This window comes from Pseudomonas sp. NFR16, from assembly GCF_900108875.1.
Taxonomy (GTDB): Bacteria; Pseudomonadota; Gammaproteobacteria; order Pseudomonadales; family Pseudomonadaceae; genus Aquipseudomonas.
In genome coordinates, this window is sequence record NZ_FNYJ01000001.1 from 81,779 (window position 1) to 104,686 (window position 22,908).

At 56.5% G+C, this 22,908-nt stretch carries 22 protein-coding genes; 8 read left to right on the forward strand and 14 right to left on the reverse strand.

Annotated features, from left to right (window positions below; genetic code table 11):
• Positions 1-10 precede the first annotated feature (10 nt).
• Positions 11-802 (reverse strand): hypothetical protein, encoded by a 792-nt coding sequence (locus BMZ10_RS00390; protein WP_093458093.1) that lies wholly within the window; start codon positions 800-802, stop codon positions 11-13.
• 551 nt (positions 803-1,353) lie between these two features.
• Here BMZ10_RS00390 and BMZ10_RS00395 point away from each other — a divergent pair.
• Together BMZ10_RS00395 and BMZ10_RS00400 are read left to right on the forward strand one after the other, a co-directional pair.
• A complete protein-coding gene (locus BMZ10_RS00395; RefSeq protein WP_093458094.1) occupies positions 1,354-3,309 on the forward strand; it encodes an alkyl/aryl-sulfatase in 1,956 nt (651 codons plus the stop codon).
• A 910-nt stretch (positions 3,310-4,219) separates the two neighbouring features.
• Entirely contained in the window at positions 4,220-5,566 is a 1,347-nt protein-coding gene (locus tag BMZ10_RS00400) for an MFS transporter (RefSeq protein ID WP_093458095.1), read from the forward strand.
• An 81-nt stretch (positions 5,567-5,647) separates the two neighbouring features.
• Here the strand turns inward: BMZ10_RS00400 and BMZ10_RS00405 are convergent, their stop codons facing one another.
• Positions 5,648-6,547, reverse strand: a complete 900-nt coding sequence (locus BMZ10_RS00405) for a LysR family transcriptional regulator (protein ID WP_093458096.1) — start codon at positions 6,545-6,547, stop codon at positions 5,648-5,650.
• A 99-nt stretch (positions 6,548-6,646) separates the two neighbouring features.
• Between BMZ10_RS00405 and BMZ10_RS00410 the strand changes: the two genes are divergently transcribed.
• Both BMZ10_RS00410 and BMZ10_RS00415 read left to right on the forward strand, forming a co-directional pair.
• On the forward strand, positions 6,647-7,273 hold the full coding sequence (locus tag BMZ10_RS00410; protein WP_093458097.1) for an RraA family protein: 627 nt from the start codon (positions 6,647-6,649) through the stop codon (positions 7,271-7,273).
• Entirely contained in the window at positions 7,233-8,159 is a 927-nt protein-coding gene (locus BMZ10_RS00415) for an NAD(P)-binding domain-containing protein (protein ID WP_371265912.1), read from the forward strand. The genes BMZ10_RS00410 and BMZ10_RS00415 overlap by 41 nt, the downstream gene beginning before the upstream one ends.
• 156 nt (positions 8,160-8,315) lie before the next feature.
• On the opposite strand, the gene BMZ10_RS00420 is transcribed toward BMZ10_RS00415, so the two are convergent.
• The 5 genes from BMZ10_RS00420 to BMZ10_RS00440 form a co-directional block, all read right to left on the reverse strand.
• The gene (locus BMZ10_RS00420) at positions 8,316-8,771 is read right to left on the reverse strand and encodes a hypothetical protein (protein WP_093458099.1); all 456 of its coding nucleotides are present in this window, start codon (positions 8,769-8,771) and stop codon (positions 8,316-8,318) included.
• Positions 8,772-8,996: 225 nt separating this feature from the next.
• Positions 8,997-9,533, reverse strand: coding sequence for a cysteine hydrolase family protein (locus tag BMZ10_RS00425; RefSeq protein ID WP_093458100.1), 537 nt, complete (start codon positions 9,531-9,533; stop codon positions 8,997-8,999).
• Positions 9,530-10,735, reverse strand: a complete 1,206-nt coding sequence (locus tag BMZ10_RS00430; protein ID WP_093458101.1) for a M20/M25/M40 family metallo-hydrolase — start codon at positions 10,733-10,735, stop codon at positions 9,530-9,532. The genes BMZ10_RS00425 and BMZ10_RS00430 overlap by 4 nt, the downstream gene beginning before the upstream one ends.
• Positions 10,732-11,301 (reverse strand): GNAT family N-acetyltransferase, encoded by a 570-nt coding sequence (locus BMZ10_RS00435; RefSeq protein ID WP_218147156.1) that lies wholly within the window; start codon positions 11,299-11,301, stop codon positions 10,732-10,734. Before BMZ10_RS00435 ends, BMZ10_RS00430 begins: the two co-directional genes overlap by 4 nt.
• Before the next feature lie 66 nt (positions 11,302-11,367).
• Positions 11,368-12,546 (reverse strand): nucleotidyl transferase family protein, encoded by a 1,179-nt coding sequence (locus BMZ10_RS00440; protein WP_218147157.1) that lies wholly within the window; start codon positions 12,544-12,546, stop codon positions 11,368-11,370.
• A gap of 659 nt (positions 12,547-13,205) precedes the next feature.
• Here BMZ10_RS00440 and BMZ10_RS00445 point away from each other — a divergent pair.
• The gene (locus BMZ10_RS00445) at positions 13,206-14,189 is read left to right on the forward strand and encodes a LysR substrate-binding domain-containing protein (protein WP_093458104.1); all 984 of its coding nucleotides are present in this window, start codon (positions 13,206-13,208) and stop codon (positions 14,187-14,189) included.
• A gap of 19 nt (positions 14,190-14,208) precedes the next feature.
• On the opposite strand, the gene BMZ10_RS00450 is transcribed toward BMZ10_RS00445, so the two are convergent.
• Positions 14,209-14,985, reverse strand: a complete 777-nt coding sequence (locus BMZ10_RS00450; protein WP_093458105.1) for a DUF6671 family protein — start codon at positions 14,983-14,985, stop codon at positions 14,209-14,211.
• A gap of 479 nt (positions 14,986-15,464) precedes the next feature.
• Here BMZ10_RS00450 and BMZ10_RS27895 point away from each other — a divergent pair, with 479 nt between their 5' ends.
• Positions 15,465-15,593, forward strand: a complete 129-nt coding sequence (locus BMZ10_RS27895) for a hypothetical protein (RefSeq protein WP_256214269.1) — start codon at positions 15,465-15,467, stop codon at positions 15,591-15,593.
• Between the two features lie 119 nt (positions 15,594-15,712).
• Here the strand turns inward: BMZ10_RS27895 and BMZ10_RS00455 are convergent, their stop codons facing one another.
• Positions 15,713-16,621 carry a LysR family transcriptional regulator gene (locus BMZ10_RS00455; protein WP_093458106.1) on the reverse strand — a complete coding sequence of 303 codons (909 nt, stop codon included), beginning with the start codon at positions 16,619-16,621 and terminating at the stop codon, positions 15,713-15,715.
• Positions 16,622-16,715: 94 nt separating this feature from the next.
• On the opposite strand from BMZ10_RS00455, the gene BMZ10_RS00460 reads away from it, so the two are divergent.
• The gene (locus BMZ10_RS00460) at positions 16,716-17,204 is read left to right on the forward strand and encodes a DUF6196 family protein (RefSeq protein ID WP_256214412.1); all 489 of its coding nucleotides are present in this window, start codon (positions 16,716-16,718) and stop codon (positions 17,202-17,204) included.
• A gap of 508 nt (positions 17,205-17,712) precedes the next feature.
• Complete coding sequence (locus tag BMZ10_RS00465) at positions 17,713-18,369, forward strand: peroxiredoxin-like family protein (protein WP_093458108.1); 657 nt, start codon at positions 17,713-17,715, stop codon at positions 18,367-18,369.
• Between the two features lie 41 nt (positions 18,370-18,410).
• Here the strand turns inward: BMZ10_RS00465 and BMZ10_RS00470 are convergent, their stop codons facing one another.
• From BMZ10_RS00470 to BMZ10_RS00490, 5 genes are all read right to left on the reverse strand, one after another.
• A complete protein-coding gene (locus BMZ10_RS00470; protein WP_093458109.1) occupies positions 18,411-19,295 on the reverse strand; it encodes a LysR family transcriptional regulator in 885 nt (294 codons plus the stop codon).
• A gap of 112 nt (positions 19,296-19,407) precedes the next feature.
• Positions 19,408-20,130, reverse strand: a complete 723-nt coding sequence (locus tag BMZ10_RS00475; protein ID WP_093458110.1) for an SDR family oxidoreductase — start codon at positions 20,128-20,130, stop codon at positions 19,408-19,410.
• A 55-nt stretch (positions 20,131-20,185) separates the two neighbouring features.
• Positions 20,186-20,740: a carboxymuconolactone decarboxylase family protein gene (locus tag BMZ10_RS00480; protein ID WP_093458111.1), complete on the reverse strand. Its 555-nt coding sequence runs from the start codon at positions 20,738-20,740 to the stop codon at positions 20,186-20,188.
• A 336-nt stretch (positions 20,741-21,076) separates the two neighbouring features.
• The gene (locus BMZ10_RS00485; protein WP_093458112.1) at positions 21,077-21,766 is read right to left on the reverse strand and encodes an SDR family NAD(P)-dependent oxidoreductase; all 690 of its coding nucleotides are present in this window, start codon (positions 21,764-21,766) and stop codon (positions 21,077-21,079) included.
• Between the two features lie 389 nt (positions 21,767-22,155).
• On the reverse strand, positions 22,156-22,752 hold the full coding sequence (locus BMZ10_RS00490; protein ID WP_093458113.1) for a chemotaxis protein CheB: 597 nt from the start codon (positions 22,750-22,752) through the stop codon (positions 22,156-22,158).
• Positions 22,753-22,908 lie beyond the last annotated feature (156 nt).

Genomic DNA, 22,908 nt, shown 5'->3' on the forward strand with positions numbered 1-22,908 from the left:
AAACAGCTACCTATTTTCCAAAGGTGACATTGATACCCGCAAACAGGGTGAACTGCGGCAAACCATCACCTTTGCGTTCGACCGTCCACTGAGGTTCAACAAATGCGTTGAGGATATTGATCCCGGATTTCCATGCCTTACCCACCCCCAGTCCAATCGGGATGTAGTGCGTGTCGTTTTTCAGGTCGAACGTCCAGGTCCCAGTCGAGCGCAGGTACCAGCCCTTCGGAAGGTTATGGATGACGAAGGGCTGGAAGGTTGCGGTTTCCACGTGCTGACGATCACTGTCGCCTGCAAACGAACTCTGGTACTGAACCAGTCCGCCCAGTAAGCCGCTAGGTGAGGAATCAATTGCAACGGCTGCAAGACCAGCCTGCCATTTACCCGTACCAAGTTCATCCTGAGCGGCAGTGGGCGCCGTTATTTGCGGCCCGATGCCGAGCTGGACGCCCTCGGTCTTGAGCAAAAATATGTCGAACAGGTTGAGATCGCCGATGCCAGTACTGTAGCCGCCGTGCGGATCGGGACGTGTACTTATTGGAAGTGTTGCGCGGAGGATTTGAGGTACGCCAATAAAGTTGCTTGGGGCGAGGGGGAGTGTCCCGCGTAGCAAGGCGTCATTAGTATGCACATTTGTGTCATAAAGTTTCGGGGAGTAGTAGTCCTGAAGGTTGGCCCCCGGTGCCAGGTTCAACGGGTTATTACTTTTATTGGCGGTGTCAGCGTTGTCCGCATTAGCGCACACCGAGATCGGAGCAAGAGCTGTCAGGAGGACGGCTCTACCAAAGCGAAGCCTGCTCATGATGTTTGTCCTTAATTATCAACCCAGGCGTAGAGCCCGTTCGCAAACCCTCATGGGCCATTGGAAGTTAGCAGAGGTTGTCAAAACTGCCAGTGGACTAACACAACATTTGACAGGGCCCATGTTTTATTTGGTGCAGCGGCTGAGGGGGCATTCGGGGGCGTGTGACCCTGAACCCAACTGATAACCTGAAATATTTTGGTGGTTCTAATTAGCCATTACCTGAGCGTTCAGGTACCGCTGCGATGTGCTCCGAAAAGGTTCGTCCGAGGATGTCAAACAGTTCTTTCCTGTCTATGCTCCTCATTCTGTTCCTGCCTATACATCTTTATTGGCCTGAACAAGGACGTTGCCTGCATGAACTAAAGCTCTTTCAAGACAGGCCCACGTTGTTCGGAAAAACAGCAGCAACCTCCATCTCACGCTGTAGGTGAATCGCCAACATTCGGGCAAGCATTTCATGATTCCCACCCAATTGCGCCTGTCTGCCCTACTAAGTGGTCCTCACTAACCACATGTACATCCCGCTGCATCACACAGGAGTGTTTTAGATGAAGTTCAGCCATCCGTTACTGGCCTTGGCGATAGGCCTCAACAGTGGTCTTGCGTTGGCGCAGGTCGAGCCCAAAGATGCGAGTGAGCAAACCCGACAGGCCAACGCAGCTGTACTCAAGGAGTTGCCGTTTACCGATAAGCAGGACTTCGAAGATGCCAAAAAAGGCTTCATCGAAACCCTGGTGCCGATGACGATCAAGGATGCCAAAGGTGAGACGTCCTGGGATCTCACCAGCTATGACTTCATCAAGGGCGAAGCGCCCGATACGGTCAATCCCAGCTTGTGGCGCATCGCCGAGCTGAACCTGAACAATGGCCTGTTTAAAGTGACCGACAGGGTCTACCAGATTCGCGGTTTCGACCTGTCCAACATGACCATCGTCGAAACCGATAATGGCCTGATTGTCATCGACCCGCTGGTGACGACCGAGGTCGCCAAGGCCGGCCTCGATCTGTACTACAAGAATCGTCCGAAGAAACCCGTGGTGGCCGTGATCTACACCCACAGTCATGCGGATCACTACGGTGGCGTCAAAGGGGTCGTCAGCGAAGAGGACGTGAAGTCCGGCAAGGTCAAGGTCATTGCGCCTGAAGGCTTCCTCGAAGAGGCCGTGAGCGAAAACGTGCTGGCTGGCAATGCCATGAGTCGACGCACGCTCTACCAGTACGGCGCCCTGCTGCCACGTAGCGCTCGTGGCCAGCTCGATGCAGGTCTGGGCAAGACGACCTCGTTCGGTACCTTCACGCTGATACCGCCGACGGACACCATCACCAAGACTGGCGAGACGCGCAACATCGACGGCGTCGATCTGGAATTTCAGATGGCGCCAGGCACCGAAGCGCCTTCGGAAATGCTCATCTGGTTCCCGCAATTCAAGATGCTCAACACCGCTGAAGACGCCACTCACACGCTGCACAACCTCTACACCTTGCGCGGCGCACAGGTGCGTAACGCGGCGAATTGGTGGAAGACGTTGAACCAGGCCATCAACACCCATGGCGATCAGGTTGAGGTCGTCATCGCCCAACATCACTGGCCGATGTGGGGGCAGCAACGCATCGTCAATTTCATTGCCGATCAGCGCGACATGTTCAAGTACATCCACGACCAGTCGCTGAACCTGGCGAACAAAGGCTTCACCATGACCGAGATCGCCGAGCAACTGCAATTGCCGGACAGCACAGGCAAGCAGTGGCACAACCGCGGTTACTACGGCTCGGTCAATCACGATGCCAAGGCTATCTACCAGCGCTATCTGGGCTGGTACGATAGCAACCCCGCCAACCTGCACCCGCTGCCTCCGGCTGAGGCAGGCAAGAAATATGTCGAGTTCATGGGCGGCGCCGACGCGATCATCACCAAGGCCAAGGCCTCGATTGCACAAGGTGATTATCGTTGGGCCGCAGAGGTGCTCAAGCATGTCGTGTTCGCGGACCCGGGCAACCAGGAGGCGCGCAATCTGCAAGCCGATGCGTTCGAACAGCTGGGTTATCAGACCGAGAACCCGACCTGGCGTAACGAATATCTGATGGGCGCGTATGAACTGCGCAATGGCGTACCAAAGGTACCGGGCATCAGCACGTCCAGTGCCGACATGGTGGCGGCAATGAGCCCCGATCTGCTGCTCGATTATCTGGGCGTTCGCATCAACGGTCCCAAGGCAATAGGCAAACATCTGCTGCTGAACTGGAAGCAGCCGGACGGTGCGAACTACGCGGTCGAACTGCGCAACGGTGTGGTCATTTACAGCGCTGGAAAGGTTTTCGACAAACCTGACGCGACCTTGACAGTCGACAAGCTGGGTTTTGCCGGTCTGATGATGGGCGGACTTACGCTGGATAAGGAAGTCGACGCTGGCAAGGCCAAGGTCGAGGGCGATGCAGGCAAGGTCAACGAACTGCTGGCGTTACTCGATACGTTCCCGACCATGTTCGACATCGTCACTCCATGAGGGTTGCGCCCCGGCCCCTGACGCCGGGGCGCTGATCATCGATGAACAGCAGGCGCTGGCCGTGCTCGATCTATCCGATGCGGGGCGGAGGGCTCTGCTACATCGCGATACGTTGCGGATCAATGACCACTGTGTTGGAACGTCCTTCTTGGTTACCCGGAAAATGCCCACTTGAAATTGAATTCTTTCCTATGACCAGAGGCTTCCTGACAAAGATTTCGCTTAGCTGCGCAAATAAGGCACTTTTAACAGTCAGTAAGCAGGGAGTCTGGAAGGGCCGACTTTTAGAACACAATCGACCCAAAGTGGGCGTAACACCCGCTTGCAGCCATAAACACTGGGACGTTATTCAGCGTTCGGGTGAGATATCTAGCCGTAATGTGATCACATCAAGGTCGTCCCATGGTCTGCATTCGTGTCTTGGATAGAAAATTTGGGCGAATGCTGAAACGGCGCTGCCCACTCGATTTCCCGCTGTCGAACCGAGCAGGATTTGCAAGAAACAACGCTTCTTGAGATTTTCCAGCGGCTATTCCATTCGACTAGGTCTTCGACTGCTGTCACAAGTCACCACACTACAAATTCCTCTCTCATGGCAAAGATGGACGTTGCGCAAAGGAGTTTCATCGTTCGGAGGGATTTACGTTGGCCCACTTAGTGCCAGGAAATAGGATGAGAGAAATGTCTGCTTTTGGCCGAAAGCTGCCTGTCTTCATACTCGGCCAGTCATCTCGGCCTTTGGCGTGAGTCCTGTTTCACTGCGATTCTGCTGATGCGTGCGAGAGTGTGTGGCTACGACGGCATTAATCATTCCCCTTGGGCATGATTAGGGTTTCTTATTTATCGCTTTTTATCCCCTTCTGGAATGTCGAACATGGCCGCTCCAATAAGCATAAAAACAGGAGGCCCCATGACTTCTATCGCCACCACCCATACCACTGCTCAAGCGGCACGATCCAGATATCGATGGGTGGTCCTCTCGGTCATCGTGGTCGTGTACATGCTGGCTGCCGCGGATCGGGCCAATATCGGTATCGCTCTGCCGTACATCCAGAAAGAGTTCGGCGCGACCAACGCACAGGCTGGTCTTCTCGTCAGTGCGTTTTTTCTCTTCTACTCCCTGGGTCAGATTCCAGCTGGTTTCCTACTAAGTAGGGTCAGTGTGCGCGTGGTTGCACCGGTCTCGATCACGCTGACTTCTTTGGTCACCTTGCTCATCGGAACGGCTCACAACTTTGGTCTGCTGAAAATCTATCGATCCGCGCTCGGGGTTGCCGAAGCGGCACTCCCACTTGCGATGCTCAGTACGATCAATCGCTGGTTTCCCGCGCGTGAGAAAGGGCTTGCAACAGGCGCATTTCTGTCGGCTGCGAAAATGGGCGCAGTCATTGCACCGCCCATCGGTGCTGCACTGATCATGCTCGATGGCTGGCGCACGATGTTCTTCGCCTTCGCCATTCCCGGTCTGTTGCTCGCACTTATCTGGTGGTGGTTGGTGCCCAACGAACCCCGTGCCAGTCAACGCGTCAACGAGGCCGAGGCGAGTCACATCGAGGACCAAAGCAAGGCGGGGAGTGAATCTGGGCATACTCACAAGAGTTTCGGAGCGCTGGACACGTTCCTGCGATACAAGCGCGCCACACCATTGTCGAACTCGCGTTCGGTGTTCACCTCGTGGAACGTATGGGGATGCGGTCTGGGTTATCTGCTGATGACCGGTGTGGTCAACGTGCTGCTTGCTTGGTTGCCTAAATACCTGGGCGAGGTGAAGCATTTCGAACTGATGCAAATCGGCTTCGTCGCGTCATTGCCGTTCGCTGGCGGCGTACTGGGCAATATCGTAGGTGGCTGGCTGTCGGACACCGTCCTTGATCGTCGTAGAAAACCAACCATGATGATCAGTGCGGTAGCCACGTGTCTGATGATGGTCGCTCTGGTCTATGCACCGAATGACCTGCTCTCCGTCAGCCTGTTGCTGTTTGGCACCGGGTTTTTGCTGAACATCGGCTACTCGTCGTTCTCGGTCTACTCAATGGGCCTGACCACGCGGACCACCTATCCGGTCGCGGCTTCGCTGGTAAACAGTGCTGGCCAGGCAGGCGGAGCGATGGCCCCACTGATCACTGGCATGTTGTTGGACAGCTACAGCTGGACGGCCGTTTTCGTCTTCCTCGGAGTTTGCTCCCTGGCTGCGCTGGTTTTCATATTGTCCATCCATGAGCCCGCGGACCTGAGCGCACAGAACACGACGAACTGAAATCTCAGCCAATTGGCGTTACACCAGCCATTCTTTCCGACGGGGCAAACCAGGAGCACTGAACGCACCCAGTGCTCCTCTTCAGCTTTGGAGTTGGCGGGTGAAATCGCACAATTGCGTGGCTCGGGAAACGACCTCGGTCACGAAGGCTGACGGCCGATCATTTCGGTACATTGCCATGTAAGGAACGGTAGGCAGTTCAGGATTGGTTTTGATGATTACCAACTTCCCTTCATCGACCAGCGGGCGGAAGCACTCAAGGGGCAAGTAGGTCACACCTAACCCGGCGGCAGTCAGCCCAAGCATAGCGGTGAGACTGTCTGAGGAAAGCGTCTTGGGCAGCTCAATGCCCAATGCTCCCAGCCACTTGTTCACAAACAATCCGGATCCGGAACGTTTCCCCTGCACCAGTACCGGGTACTTGGCGAGTTCGGCCAACTCCATCACTCCTGAATATCCGATCAGGCCTGGCGCGGCCATCCAAGCATTTTCCACGATAGCCAATTGGACCGCCGTTACTTCCGGTGCTGTAAACGTGTCGGGAATGATGATGAGGTCGACCAGATCGTCCATGAGCTTTTCATGAAGGTTGCGGCTCATATCGACTTCCGGCTCAACCGTGAGCCCTGGAAAATCCTTCACGAGCCTTGCGATCAGGCGGGGCAGCCACGTGAGTGCAGTGAGCTCCGTCACGCCCAGCCTTAAGCGGCGGGTCATGACATGCGTGCCGTCTTTCAATGAAGTTATCCGCTCGGCCAGGCTGAGCATCTCACGTGCAATAACCAGCAACTCTTCGCCGGTTGCAGTGAGCCGCGCGCCGCGCTGTGTGCGGTCGAAAATCTGAAGGCCCGTGGTCGATTCCAGTTCCTGCACCCGTTTGGAGATGGCGGATTGGGTGGTATGAAGGTGCTCCGCAGCGCGCTCAAATGTACCGAGTCGCTCAATCCAGTGGAGCGCGGTAAGTTGACGAAGTGTGATCACTACCATTCCTTTAGTGCATGTGTGGTCATAGAATAATATCGCTTTTTCTATTCAGCAGGCGCTTTATCCTCGGAGGTATCAGACACCCGAGGAGTTCACATGAACGCTATCGCTCCATCGTCCGACATCTGCACCTTGGTGGCGGCCTACACCCGCACCTCCACTTCGATCATCAGTGATTGTCTGGATCGTTTACCTGGTGCGCGACTCAAGCCTTTTCATCGAATTGAGGGCACCATGGCGGGCGTCGCGCTGACGGTTAAAGTTCCTTGCGGAGATAACCGTGCGATCCATCAAGCACTGGAAATTCTGAGCCCCGGCCAAGTGTTGGTCGTCGACGGTGGTGGCGATATCAGCCGGGCGTTGATGGGTGACATCATGGCGGCCATCGCCGAAAAGCGCGGTGCGGCTGGTGTCGTAGTCGACGGTGCCATTCGGGACTTGGCGACGATAGGCAAGGGGACATTTCCGATGTTCGCCCGCGAGGGTTTCCATCGTGGCCCCTACAAGAACGGTCCCGGTGAAATCAACGTGCCGGTTAGCATCGGGGGCATGCTCGTATCGCCGGGCGATATCGTTGTCGGGGATCACGATGGCATCGTGGCGTTCCCGGCCTCGGAGGCTGAAAGTCTGCTGCAACGCTGCCTGGCAACCGAGAAAAAAGAGGCAGAAATGCTGGCGCAAATTGCCGCTGGTACTTACAAAGGCGCCTACGCGGCGCACTGAATCGGATAGTAGAATAATGAAAATCGGAATTATCGGAGCGGGCGAAGTCGGCCTCACTTACGCGCGTCCTTGGTCAAGCGCAGGCCACGATATCGTCCTGTGTGATTTGAAGCCGTCTCCCCGTGCCCAAGAGTTTGCAGCGCAATTGGGGCTGGATATCTCAACGTCCATCTCCGACGTCGTGTCCGAATGCGATGTCGTGGTGTCGTGCGTGTTCGGTACTGTTTCTCTCTCAGTCGCTCAGCAGGCGCTTGGCAGCATGCACAGGAGTGCTCTGTTCGTGGACATGACGACCGCCGATCCGGCCCAGATCAGAATCGCTGCGGCGCATGCTATGGAGTTGGGTATTGCCTATGTTGACGTCGCTATCCTCGGAGCAATTGCTCTGACCCACGAAAAAACCAACCTGCTCGGCGCAGGGGTGGGGCTGGACCAAGCCATCACATTGTTCGCTTCTGCCGGAGCACCACTCAAGCCTGTGGAAGATGGTGTCGCAGGAGACGCTGCGGCGCTGAAAATCCTGCGTAGCGTCTTTACCAAAGGCCTGGAAGCTCTGACGATTGAATGCTTCATGGCGGCTGAAAAACAGGGCGTAACTGGCAAGCTGCATGACGCGTTGAGCGACATCGATCAAGCGAGCCTGCCTGACTTCCTAGGTGCCTTGATTCGTACGCACGTAGTCCATGCTCCGCGTCGCTTGAAAGAGGTCGAAGAAGCCGAGCGTCAGTTGCGTGCTGCCGACATGCCGGTAGCAGTGCTTCCCGGTGTGAAAGGTCTGTTTCAGCGCACCGCCAGTCAGATCGAGTCGAGCCCGCCCGCGACGACGGCGCCAACTGTGCAGCAGGCATTGGACTGGCTCTTTGAGGCAAATGGTATCAGCAAATAATTGCAATCACCGATGCAATAAGGGATAGATTGAGGCTCACTTCATGTGGTGGTTTAGCCGGGCAGCTAAGCCATCATGTCGCCTGCTAATCAGAGTCCGCTTTTGACCCATTGCGGATACACTTGACCAAGGAGGCAGTCCCCTGACGCCGCCAAATCAAAGCTCAGATGCGGCTTTCACAGCGCGCACATAGGGTGCTGAGCTGAATATAAATGGGCCGACGTCGGCGATTATCCGGGGTTCTTCATATCCATTTTCGTAAGCAAATCCCTCCCATATGATCCCGCCACTGAAACTGCGAATTTGCACTGAGTAGGCTCCGCATCCTATGTCTCCGCACTCGGGGCAGATGTAAATGACCACCCGCCAGTGCTCTGCCTGTGGCTGGCAGCATCGAATCAGGTTGTCGGCAAATCGCAGACTCTGCTCTGGATAACCTGACACGAAACCACTCATGTAGTCAGAGTGCCCACCGTCAGCCGTCACCAGAATTTCCAGTAACGAACGCCCGTCGATTTGGATATCAGCAAAGCTACGCTCAACACTGGTACAGCCGTTCGATGAGCTTCCAGGGCGAATCGCATCCTGAAAAGTCATGATGTTGTGCGGCATACCTTGCTCCTTGCTTCAAGATAATCCCGATTACACACGTTAGCTTGAGTGCGGCAAGACCAAAGGGAACTCGCGGATGTCCGCTTCTTGCCGCTGGCCGCCATTGCACGTTGCCCCTTCAACCCAGCATTAACAAACAAGGTTTCAGGGCCCGCCAAAAGCCCCGAAGCCTTGAACACAGGTGAATTCGACGGACACATTGGTAAACGTAAGCCTCTATCGATGTCAGCCTACAGCCTCAAGCGCCTCGGTTTCCTGAGCAAGGGTGGTGACCCGTGCAAAGGTCTTGAGGATGGTCGTCGCATGCTGCTGCAACGTCGCCTCAGACAGCCCGTCGGCAGCCAGTGCCGCTGTGGCGTCCTTGACCAAGGCAAAACGGTAACCCCGATGGTAGCCATCTACGATGGTCGAAAGGCAGCACATCGTGGTGCCGTAACCGATCACTACGAATTCGTGATCGGCATGTTCTTTCGCGAACTGCACGAAGGCAGGAGACGAAAAAGACGAATAATTGCCTTTCACGGCGTGGGATTCACCGACTTGCGGTGTGAACCCGTCGATGAAGTCCGCGGCGTCCGAATCGCGATTAAACAGGTCGCCGTCTTGCAGATGCTGAACATGGATGATCGGCCAGCTGGCTTCGCGCGCAAACTGCAGCATTGAATAAGCGTTTTGCAGCGAGGGGCCTATGGACTCGATATGAAACTTGCGGCCTGCCGCGATATATTCGCGTTGAATATCTATTACGATCAATGCTTTCACGGGTTGATCCTCGTTGCTGGGTTTAGTTTTCTGATAAGCGCCGTGGCAAAAATCAAACGCTCTTGATAGGACGATAACTGCATGAATTCCTTCTCCGAATGCATGCCACCCCCGTAAGGGCCCAATCCGACCAATATCTGAATATTCGGACTGGCTCTATTATTGCCGTCGCTGCCATAGCCAACGGCGCGGGCCTTGAACGTCTGCCCGAGAGACTTCGCCACCTCACTGCCCAAGTTGACCAGTTCGCGGCTGCCGGTGGCTGGCAGCACAGGCATTTCAGCGAGCTTGACCCATTCGCTATGGGTACCTTGCTTCAACTTTCGATTGTAGATATCGACATGGCCGCTGATCTCGTCCAACGCGGTGACGGTATGGTCCCAGTCCTTCAGTTGCTGGAAGCGCACATCGATCGTCACGCTGGCCTTGTCGCAGACTACGTTGGGCTTAGTGCCGCCTTCGATGACCCCTGGGTTGATCAGCAGATGTTCATCCGGCCGAGCCAGTGCGGCAATTTTCTGCACCTTGATCGCAAGGTCGAGGCAGGCGTCGATGCCGTTTTCAGGTTCGAGCCCTGCATGCGAGGCCTTACCTGTGGTCGTTAATTTCACCCAGCGAATACCCGACTGACTGCTGACGTAGGCGCCATCCTCCAGGCCCGGCTCAAACACCAGCCCGTACGTCACTCCCTGCGACAGCTGTTGCAAGACCGGTTTGGAGCGGACAGAGCCGATTTCTTCATCGTCGTTCAGCACGACTCTTACATTGTCCAGATGCCCGGATTGTTTGAGTTGCGCCAGAGTGTCCAGTAGCACGATGACTCCGCCCTTCATATCGATCACTCCTGGGCCGATCAGGCGATCTTCCTGACGGCTCAAGTGTTGAAAGGAACTCGACGCCGGGAAAACCGTATCCAGGTGTCCGATCAGCAGGATGGTTGGTCGAGCAGTAGCGGTTTCGAAGCTAAGCGTTTCGTGGCCATCGGCCAGTGGGTGATGGCTGACTATCAGGCCCAGCGCTTCGAATTGTGGAATAAGCACGCTCCTGACCCGGGTCAGTCCATCGACATTGTTCGAGTCAGTGTTGATATCGACCACTTCCTCAAGCAATTGCAGGTACTGTGGGGAGATTGACTCGTGTGCCCGCGCGCTTTGCGCCAGGCCCGCGAAGATGGCCAGCCCTGCCAGAATCCAGGGCTTCATGCGACGGCCCCGGCCCAGATCAGTTGCTGGAGCAAGTTGCCGGGGCGGTGCTCCAATGGACCTGCGGTGTGGAAATTGTTTTCCGGTCGGTTGAGTAACATCGGTTGAAAGCCGATGTGGGCCGAGGGCTGTACCACCGGGGCGTCCTCTTCCATGACCATTTCGGTGTAGCCGTGGTCCGAGAACGCGAAGTGTGTACCCGCTTTGCGAAACCCATAACTGCTGTAAAACGACTCGAGCTGAACCTGAGCGTGCAGGTAAAAACGCGAGAAACCTTTTTGCCTGCAGATATGCAGCAAGAATGTCAAAAGGTGTCGGGCGTAGCCTCTGCCGCGGTATTCGATACGAATTGCCAGGCGCTCCAGTTTAGCGAAACCATTGAAATAACGAATCCTGGCGGTCAGCACCGGTTCTCCGGCGATCAGGCCCACCACTTGCGTGGCCGTATGATCGTTAAGGTCGAATTCTTCATCGAAGGGACACTTTTGTTCATGCATGTAGACGATGGCGCGTATCAACATGGCCTTGAGTCGTTCTTCTTCGCTTTCGACGATCTTGATGATCAAACCGGCCGGTGTAGATGATCTGACGTCAGGCTGCGCGTTGTGGATTGAACTGGGCATCGTGAGTTCTCAATGGCTCTGAAGGGAAGTGTTATCGCGAAGCGATTCGATCATGGTCTGGACGGTTTGGGTGGTCTGGCCCAAGGCGCCGTTACGAATAGCAGTAGCTGACACCTTGTCGCGCCTGACGACCGGATAGGGATAGAGCCAGCCCGACTCGTCGTAAATACCGCGCACCCACATACCGCCCAGATCACTGCCGTGTATGCCATGTATCGGCTTGCCCCATGCGAGGCTTTTGACGTGTTTGAGTACCGCGTAGAACCCGCCTTCACCGTAAGCCGCTGGAAGCGATAGCACTTCGACTTTTCCCTGCAGGCCGGCTTCGTCGATGGCTGCCCGCATCATCGCTTCGCGGGTTTCGTATTCGTAGAACCGCGCGCCGGTTGGGAAGTAGTTCTGATGGACGTCGGCGCGTCGGGTCTTTTCATAGACCCGCATGCCATGTTCGTAACGGGCGATTCGAATTTCTCCGCGCTCCAGCGCCTGGGCGTGGAGCTTGGGGACGATGGTGCTGTGCAGATACACCTTCTCCAGCCCTCTGGCCTCAATGGCATCGCGAATCAGTGCCAAATGGGTCCGATGGATGGGATTGAACGTGCCGAAGAACACGCCGACGCCACCGCGTCTGGGCAGTTTCCCTCGCAGATCGGAGAGCAGCCCGATCATGAACAGTACAACGCCAAACACCAGGCCGAAGGCCATGAACGCCGTCTTGATCCAAGGTAAGCCAAGGGTTGCAAGTGAGGTCACGATGATGTTGGTGGAAAGGGCGATCAGAACGTTACGGTTTCTGTCACCGATCTCCCGATTCGCCAACGCCAGAGCACCGTATTGCATACCCTGGGACGCGCAGGTTGTCAGCAGGGCGATACCCGGTATGCCGCCCAAATCGGACAGGTTGTCTGGCGGGAACACTCCGCCTTTCACCAGCGCTACGAATACACCAACGTTGAAGGCCAACTGAGGAACGAACCGGCCCAGACGCCCGAGGCTGACCAAAGCGGTGCGCAGATTGATGATCTCCTCCAGCTTATTACTCAACTTTGAGTAGTACGGAATGAACAGGCCGACAAAGGCACTGAGTAAGGCAAGCACCGGATTGGCAAAAGCGGCATGCGCCAGGCCGTAACTGCAATACATCAGTACGCCGATACTCAGTCCTAACTGGACTGAAGGGCTGGTCAAGTGGCTCGTTAGTTTCACGACTGGCGTCCCTTTCTTTCGTTAACCCGGATGCGGTTGTGGGTGAGCCGTACTAATGACTGCGCTCTGGCCGACTGGAACCTGCGGATTTGCTGAACGTTCAAGTTGTCACTCCTGTGCCTGACTCGCGGCGAGAGGGGGATAGTGATCCGCGGCCTCGAAGGGCTCAAACGACTATTTGGCAGGTATTGGATGCGGTCCGGGAATACGTGAAACGCGGCGAGGCATGCGAGGCGATTTTGAGGGGGGTAAGAAGAATGTAGCGGTGTGGAAGATATTCTCAGGATCGGTTGGCCCCTGAGTTTTGGAAGGTGCATAATAAATTTGTTTCAAGAAGTATCTGCATGGTGCTTCCCGTGCGACTCGACCCGCCCGGTGGGTGCAGTGCTTCGACCTGTGCAGTACGGATATTGGCATTGGCCCTGCGTCAGCCTCGGAACCACACGTCACGACGTTTGCCCAACCCATCCGCCAGGCGCAGTGCGCGCTGGTGTAATGAGATGATGATCAAAGGAAGATTATGATTCGCTACGCTTTCAACGCGGGCGTCCGGAACTTGGGAAAAGTGATCCGTGCCCTGCAGCAGTGCCATGAACAACTGAATGGGTGGACGACCCGGGTCGAAGAGCAGAGGCTGGCGAATGCGTAGGCCACTACCGCCCCTTGATCTATTGATCGGCTTCGAGGCAGCCGCTCGGCAGCTGAGTTTTTCAAAGGCAGGCGACGAAGTCTTCGTGACACAGTCCGCTATCAGTCGACAGGTAAAGAAACTCGAAGATTTCCTGGGCATCGCACTCTTCGAGCGTCGGCATCGTTCGCTGGAGTTGACACAAGCAGGTCGCGAGCTATTCGATGTCGTCAACGTCACGCTCGCACAGCTGACGCAGACCGTGGACGGCCTGCGCAAGGACCCCGCCCAGTTGAGCGTCAAGATTTCCACCACCACCTCTTTCGCGTCACTTTGGTTAGTGCCGCGTCTGGCGCATTTTCGAGATATGCACCCCGAAATCGCCATTCACCTCGAAGCAGATAACCGGATCATCGACCTCAAGCAGGGGGTTGCCGATCTCGCCATCCGTTACTGCGCACCCGACCAGATAGACCCGACGACTGATGTTCGGCTGGCGGTCGAGAAGGTTTTCCCGGTATGCAGCCCTTCGTTGTTACGCCGAGAGGGGCGGGCCCTGGAGTGCATTCAGGATTTGTCTCGACACACGCTGCTACATCTGAGCGATTCGCAGAACGCCTGGCCTTGGTTGCAGTGGGGGCACTGGTTGACGGCTTGCCATGCTGTCGCCCCCGTCCACCAGGTGGGGCTACGGTTCAGTCATTTCGATCAGATGATGAACGCCGCCACGATGGGGCATGGCGTTGCTCTGGGGAGCTCACCGTTGGTCAATCATCTGCTTGAAACAGGCTCGCTGGTAGCGCCTTTGGGAATCGGTGTCGAAAGTCCCCGTGCTTTCTATATCTGCCGCGGTCCTGGTCACAATGAAGCTGTGGAGGTCTTCATACAGTGGCTGTTGACAAGCATGACCAGCCCTCTGAGCGAGTCGCCGACTCCGGTCGAAGGCTTGCCCTATCGGATCGGGGCCAGCCTGCAGATCAGTTCTATGGCGATATAACGGAAGTTATCGGCTCAACCTAAACGGGGGCGCTCCGGTAACCCTGCGCTGCGAGACGCAATGCCAGACGCTCGCCGACCGTGGCGATTGAGGCCATCCGGGAAGGATTCATGTGGGCGCGAAGGTCGGTCTCCAGATGGACCCACCCATCTGTCGAGTAACTTGCACAAACATCGAAGGCTTCAGCAAGCTCTCGCTCATTGCCGATGCCCTTGAACACCCACTCTGGCATGACCACCCCCTCACCCGGATCGTGCGGAACGACAAGCACCTTGATCTGCGGCCAGCCGATCGTTTTCAGTAAAGCGTGTACTTCGGGGGCGTTAATGTCGGGAGGCACCCGGCCCTTGTCGAAGCGTGTCGGCGTATCGGTCACATATTCGACACATTCGAAGCCGGTTTCACGGTCGACAAACGCCAGCAGTTCGGCGTTTCGAGCGCCTGGAAACAAAGCTTGAGATGGACGATACGTGCCCTCACTGGACACCGCGCGGGCCACTCCGGTGGCATCACAAGCGCGCCTGGCTTTCTCGAGCGCCGCTTCGAAAGCCGTGCCCGGCCGTCGCACATCACCTGAAAACGTCCCTAGCGCATCCGTGTCGTAGCCGATCGGGAGCATTACCTGAAAACCCAATGCGGCCAGTGTCGGACCCAGGACCGCTTCTTTACCGTGCATTGTCGCGATCAGAACAGGGAGACCGGTTTCGCTACCGGCAACCTTTTGCACCAGAACGGCAGGGGATTGAGCAGGATCGAGAGCGCTTGATGCCGACGCGCTTGAAAAGGCAGATGTCATGGCTGAGTCCAGTGGGCTAGGGGTTCGCGGTAAGGAGCCTAGGCGCCGAGGATATTCCGGCGCAAATGACATTTGAGTCACGCTGGCATGCCTGGCTGGAATGCAACTTTCATATCGGCACTCGTAAACACTCGACGCAGCACGCTTTGGACCAAGGTCGCCGGTCATGAAAGGCTCCATACAACTCAAAGCAGCCACATCCAGCTACCGATGTTCAACAATCAACGGTTACGCACAAACTCTCTACGCAGTACGTTAACCGACTGGTCAACGGATGGCCCTTGTACGGCCGGTGGGCCAGGGCGCTCACCAAACTCACGTCATACAAAAAGGATCAACTCTGCACCGTCTGTTTGAGGCACGGCGTAGGGGCGTGAGGCAAAAGCCTGGAGCTAGCTGTTTCTCTCATCTCTTCAGAAAAGATCTTCGATCCACGGGTAGATCGAGATGAAATGAAAATGGATGGAGTATCCGGCGTCATGACCAAACCGACCGATGTACAGGCGTCGTGGGTACAGATGCATTTCGATGGCGAGTTGGATCTCTGCCTGCAATCCCCCAAGCTCGGCCAAAACATCCGTAAAGTTCAGGCTGATAGAGAATTGTGACGGTGCATCGGGTGGGCCCACTGGCGAGATAGCCGTTCGCACCGGCTGGTCCTGCAGATTACAAAGGCAGGCGCAGTTGAGTGTCGTGCGCGGGCCTTAAGGCACCAGCCTCACTGCACCTATGCCTGGGGCGGGCCCAGCGCATCGACGACCTCGTCTATGAAATGTCTGAGTTTTGCCGAAGGGCGACGGTCGGCTGCGTAGATCAGGTTCACGGGATACGTGGGGCCTTCGAAATCCTCGAATAGCACGACCAGTTCACCTCGCCGCACGTAAGGTGCCAATACGTCCTCGACGCAGAGCGTGATGCCGAAGTCCGACAATGCAGCGTTCACTTTCGCCATGGTGTTGTTGACTTTCAGGCGACTCGCAATGGGGATCGTGAACGTTTGCATGCCTTTGCTGAAACGCCAGAGCTTGTCCGTCATACGATCGGAAAACAGATAGCCCAGACAATCATGGTCCACCAGTTGCTCGGGATGAAACGGAGTGCCTTTGCGGGCGAGATACGCTGGGGAGGCGCAGGCAAACATCCTGAAGGGGCTCAGGCCGCGCTGAACTAGCGCCGCGCTTTCCCCCAGTTGAGTTTTCCCGAGCCGGAAAACGACTTCATATCCTTCCTCCACAATGTTCACGAACCTGTCTGTCAGCTCCAACTCGATTTCCGTTTCCGGGTAGCGGGTCAGGTATTGAGTGATGAACGGAATAAGCCGATAAGAGCCGTAGTTATAAGGCGCGCTGATCCTGATTTTTCCGCGTGGCGTTGAGTTCGCTGCCAATGCCAGGTCGTCGGCCGCTTCGACGTCACTCAGGATGGCTTTGCATCGAGAATAGTACTGCTCCCCCACGGCGGTCAGGCTTTGACGGCGAGTGGTTCGGGTAATCAGCTTAAGACCTAGCTGGGCTTCCAGATTGCCAACGTGTTTAGCGATCAGTTGCGGGGTGACGCCTAGCAGGGCAGCTGCTGCTGAAAAGGAATTCGATTCGGCGGCCGCCACGAACGCCGCCATGCTTTTAAGCTTGTCCATATCTACAACCTTTAGTTGTCAATGTAGCGCGATACCGAGCATTTATCTAAATAGTCATCTTGTCTAGCATGGCTTCGGTCAATCAGAGCCGCGTTTGCGCTTCGAGCCGTGGAGAGAAAAGGAAATGGTAAACATATCCAATGAAACAGCGGCCGTTACTGAGCGTCGGTTGTTGCGCGTGACCACTCAGGCGCGGGTCCGATTCTTTGCCGGCACCTACGCGTTTCTGGAATTCCCTCTTTCGTCATTTCCTGGTGCGGCGCATCCCGACGCACTGGCTCTCGTTCGGGATGACAAGGTGTGGAGTCAACTCGTCCCATGCGAAGACGCCGGGCAAGAGCTTTTTGGCGTATTCCGTTTCCACTTCCCTGAACATGCTGACAACAGCGGGTTCGTCGGCTGGTTGGCAATGCGGTTGAAGCAGCGTTTCGGAACCGGCGTCTTCGTCACCTGCGGCCAAAACCGGGATGAGGGTGGAATCTTTGATTATTGGGGTGTCCCGGCCAGCCTGGCTTCGGACGTCTTTGCAGATATCCAGGCGTTGGTTGATGGCCGGATGCTGGGGAAGATCCAGGACGGCTGATAAAAGATCTGGTGGCGCGGGCCAGATATCTGCTTCTGGGCGGAAGCTGACATGGCGGTCTAGATACGCTGCCATGAGACATTCGCCTGGCGTGTCGAAGCGATTGGGTCCCTGAATGCCATTTCGAGGTCGGCCGGGCAATGAACCTGAAGTCTTCTGCCATTGCCTCTTTCTCAAGGGCGGGAATTTGTGAAGGCAGGTGCGTGACCTTTTGGATCTCCATTCGTGGTCACTTTTGTGCCCTGATTTGAGGGGCTTCGGAATGTCCAGCAAGCGTGTAAATCCACCGGATCCATGGGGAGAGATAATGATCGGAAGTTTCAAGCCGCAAGAGGGCAGAATGGCCGTGGCGATATGCGTCATTCCCGGCTCAATAAGCTTTAGACGAGAGAAGCTGGGCGCAACGAGCATTCCTCGTGGGCATATTAACTATGCTGGTGAGCTCTCTACTGAACGGGGAGGAGGGTCGCGATCATGAGTCTTACACATCACGACCGAGATAACACTCATGACTCTTCAAGCCAAACTGGATGCGTTCAAGGCCGACTTCGTTGCTGGCAAACCTCCTTTCAACGCTCCAGCTCCCGTGCACGCTGTGATGCACCGGGCCACTGCCGAGCTGATCGCCAGCGGCCAGGCCGAACGCGCGCTCAAGGCCGGAGACTTGGCACCGGTATTCAGCCTGCCTGACGCGCAGGGCAACCTGGTTTCGTCAGTAGAACTGCTAGCGCGCGGACCGCTGGTGATCAGCTTCTACCGTGGCGTGTGGTGTCCGTATTGCAACATGGAGCTGCAAGCCTTGGAGCAGGCTTTGCCGGCCTTCAAAGAACACGGTGCTAGCCTGGTAGCGATCTCGCCGCAGAGCCAAGCCAATAGCCGCAAATCGCAACGTGAAAATGGTTTGGGATTTGCGATTCTCAGCGACAGCGGCAATGAAGTAGCGGCGGCTTTCGGGCTGCGTTTCAAGCTGCCGGATTACTTGGCTGAACTCTATCTGAAGCTGGGCAACAACCTGCCGGTCATCAATGGTGATCAGAGCTGGACGTTGCCGATGCCAGGTCGTTTCGTCATCGGTCAGGACGGCATCATTCTGTACGCCGAGGTCAATCCCGACTACACGCTGCGGCCAGAGCCCACTGAATTGCTGCCTGCACTCCACGGCTGATACCCAGTCCCTCAAGGCCGCTGCAACGCGGCCTCGTTTATTTACCGGGTCATCAAATCCGCAACGAAGTCAACGAATGCCCGCGCCTTGGCGCTGGCAAGGCGTCCGGTTGGAAATACCGCCCAAAGATCCAATGGCGGTAACTGCCAATCCTGCAACAGGGGTACCACGTCGCCCCTGGCCAGTTCATCGGCGAACATCCACTGGGATGTCAATGCCACGCCCAGCCCGCCTAATACCGCCGCACGCACGCCTTCGGCCGCACTGACGCGTACCCGCCCGCTGACTGTCACCGATTGCACCTTACTGCCCTGTTTGAAGGCCCAGTGCTCACCGCCGCCTGCCTGAGCGTAAATGACCGCCAGGTGCTGCGCCAGATCAGTAGGATTGCAAGGTTCGCCATGGGCTAGCACGTAAGCAGGCGTAGCCAGCACCAGGCGCTGGCATTCACCGATCTTGCGAGCAATAAGGTTGGAGTCGGCCAAATTCCCCATGCGCAAGGCTACATCGATGCCTTCTTCAACGAGATTGACGGTGCGGTCATCCAGAACGATATCGATGCTTAGCTCAGGATGTGCTTCCAGAAATTTTCCCAAGTGCGGCAGCACATGCAAGCGCGCAAAAGTTACTGCAGCACAGACCCGCAAGGTACCCTGAAGGCCACTGCCCGCACCGCGTGCGGCGAGCTCAGCTTCATGGGCTTCTTCGATGGCACGCTTTGCGCGCTCGTAGTAGGCCGTGCCGGCTTCGGTCGGTGTAAGTCCACGAGTGGAGCGCAGCAAGAGCCTTACCCCGAGGCGCTCTTCCAGTTGTGCGATGGTTTTCGATACTGCGGGCTGACCGAGATTTAAACGCCGGGCTGCTGCGGAAAACGATCCCGATTCAAGTACGCTGACAAAGGTTTCCATTGCCGCTAATCGATCCATTGTCGTGCCACCTGAAGCAATTAAAAATCCCATGACAAAAAGCGAGCGAAGCAGGGCTTCGCTCGCCATTGTGCGGTTTTATCTCAACAACGCATTTACAAAGCAACTCTACCTAGAAGGCTGCCTTGCCGATGGAGGCTCCGCCGTCGACGAACAGTGTTTGACCGGTAATGAAGCCGCTGCTTTCCGACAATAGAAAGGCAATGGCCGCTGCGATCTCTTCAGGCTGACCGAAGCGGCCTGCAGGAACTCCCGAGAGATAACGGGTTTCACCCTCGCTCCCAGGGGGATTATTCGCGCGGAATAGCTCCGTTTCGGTCGGCCCAGGGGCAACGGCATTGACGGTGATACCCGCTGTGGCCAATTCCAGTGCCCATGAGCGGGTAAAGCTAATGAGCGCCGCCTTGGCAGCAGCGTAGGCTGTGCGGTGAGTGATACCCAGCACGGTCAAGCTGGAGATGTTCACGATGCGGCCCCAGTGACGATCGCGCATACCGGGCAGCAATGCCTGTGTTGCCAGAAGCGCCGAATGCAGGTTCACGTGCATCACCGCGTCGAAGTCGTCCAGATCCACCTCGCCCAAAAGCTGCGGGCGTACTAGTCCAACATTGTTTACCAGCCCGTCGAAAGCGTATTGCCGGGTCAATGTAGTCAATGCTTGTTCTGTCGCCTTACGGTCACCCAGATCAACTGCTACCAATGTTCCCGGGAATTCGACACCTTCAACGTGCCTGGCGATGCCCACGATGTGATGACCTGTGTTTGCCAACGCTTGTGCGAGTGCAAGGCCGATGCCCTTGCTTGCGCCGGTAATCAAGAAAGTCCGCTTGTCCATGAGTGCTCCTGGAGCCAGCCCTTTGCGGGCTGGTTGGGTGATGGTCTGGGCGGGTTCAAGCCGGCTTGGTCCATTCATTGCCTTTCATGAATGGGTCCAGTTGAGTGTGCACCAGGTGATTGGTGTAGTTGCTCATCACTTTGGTAGCGACTCCCAGGACCACCTCCAGCACGTTGCGACGTGTGAACCCCGCAGCGAGTAAAGCCTCAACGCCGGCGTCATTGACGAAGCCGCGATCTCGCACAACCGCCGTGGTGAAGACATGCAACGCTTCCAGACGCGCATCCGGAAGCGCGCGGCCGGCGCGCAGCGCAGCAATGACCTCGGGTGCCATCTCGATCATCTTGGCCAAGGTCGTATGACCGGCCATGCAGTAGTGACAGTTGTTCTCGAAGTTTGAGGTGAGGTAGACCACTTGCTGCTCGTGCGGTGTCAGTGTGCTTTTGCCAAACAGATCCCAGAGCTGGCTGTAGCCGGCTAGCAGTTCGGGCGACTCCGCCATGTTGCCTTGCAGGTTGGGTACAAAGCTGAAGGCTTTCTGCACGGCTTCCAGAACGGGCCTGGAGGCGGCGGGAGCAGTTTCGACGGTGTAACGGGTGAAAGTGGTCATCGCATTTATCCTTGGTTGGGTGAGCAAGAGCGCCGGGTCTATCTTGCTGTTCTTGGCAGTTCTGCGGAACGCAGGAGCCAGGCATAGGATTCATGCGATACGGGAATAAAGCAGCGGCGGCGGTCCCAGTCTGGAGACTTCGCAAGTATCGACCTGACGCCACCGGACACGCCCTCTTGGTACCATCGGTGGGCCATTCCCATCCTTCCCGGGCGGGCACCAGTGTGCCACCAGACGACCTTTGATAGGGTCTTAAAACCTGCTGCCGCACCTCCAACGATTAGCGATCAGTCTTTCTGACGCCTCTTTGGCTGGGCACTGGGGAGGTCTGGTTTTTTACCAAGGCAGCTCGGCACCGTGGCGGTCGAGAAAGCGCAGGCCAGGGACGCCGGCATTGCGTGTCACAACGTCAACGACCAACGGAATGCTTTCGGACACATCCAGCAGGGCATTCTGCGAACCCATATCGGTGCGAACCCAACCTGGAGCGACGAGCAGCAACGCCCGAGTGTCTTCCACGTGACGAGCGTGAAAGCTTTTCATCAACATGTTCAGTGCGGCTTTACTGGAGCTATAGAGCTCCCAGAAACCGGTGCTGTCCGCGATGCTCCCCAGCTCCGAGGACATGACCGCAATGACTCCGTTAACGTTGACACGGTCATGAAACAGCTCAATGACCCGCATCGGGCTGAGGGCGTTCGTGAGCAACATATCCAAGTAGTCTTTTTCTGCAACCTGCACAGGCGTGAGTTCGTTGGCCTTGCAGATTCCGGCATTTACGAAAAGGGTGTCCAGTTCACGCCCTTCCAGGCTGCTGCGCAGGGACCTGACGGAGTTCAGGTCAACGACATCGACTTGCTCAATCTCCAGTGAAACGCCAAAGCGCCGCCGCAGGCTGTCCAGACCTTCAGAATGGCTACGGGTGGTTGCGATGATTTGCCAGCCACGCGTCAGGTACTCCTCGGCGAGCGCCAGACCGAGTCCGCGAGACGCACCGATCACCAAAGCGGTAGATTTATTGCTCATAGACTTGTCTCCTGTCTAAGGCCGTGACCCGAAGGGGATGGGTTGTGACGAGTGAGTTCAGACTATCAATCAAGGCTGGCCTGATCGACGGATCAGTTGTCAGATGAGAAATGACATCAAGTCACTAATAGTCAGTTCAAGAGTCAGATCCATGTCTACATTCGGAATCGTTCAGCGATTCCGAAAAGCAGTGACGATGCTGCGCGTAACTCGATGATCAGGTTCAGGCTTCGGTCCGGCGAGGACCGTCCACCCTATGGAACGAACCCTGGCCTATCTGAGGCGCCGCCGGTCTCGGCCTGTGTTATTGGGGGCCGAGCAGGAGACCGCGCCGGTGCGCCGTATAATCTTGATCGTTTCCTGGCATGAATGACCTGGGCAGGAGCGAGCTAGGCGGGGGTGCCGTTCACGGCCTTCATCAGCGCCATCGCCATGTCGTCAGTCTTGATGATGGCGTCGGGATGGTCTCGCTGTATTACGCTGATAGGCATGCTCGGTACGACTGCATCTTGTGGTTCCTGAACCAGACACATGCCACCGGCCGCTGCGACTGCATTGGCCCCCTGGGTGCCGTCGCAGTCTCCGCCTGAGAGAATGAGGCCAACCACTCGCGGGCCGAATACCTCGGCCGCGGTTGTGAACAGTCGGTCGGCGGCCGGCCGCGAGTATCGCACCTTGGGCCCATTATCCAAATGCACCAAGCCAGGAGCGATGATCTCTAAATGCTTGTCCGCCGGCGCCACATAAACCCGACCGTGCTCAATCTTTTCACCCTCACAAGCGTACGCCACCGGCAGAGCTGAGTAGCGGCCAAGTATGGCTGCCAGATAGCCGGGACTTGAGGGCCCCGAGTGAATCACGATCAGGATAGCCGCAGGGAAGTCAGGAGGGAGCGCACCCAGCAGGGTCCTCAACACATCGAGGGCGCCCTGAGATCCGCCGATGACCACAATATCTTTAACGTGTGCTGCGACCTGCATATTCATGGGTGTCTCCTTTCACCTGATTGATGGACATGGACAGAATGACAGCGGTTCAGTCTCATTAAGCTGGCAGTGACTTATCCGACCGTCTGCGTGCGCCACGGCTTAGCCACCAGGTGGCTATCGACTGTACGAGGTACACAGCCAGCGTCTGTTGCC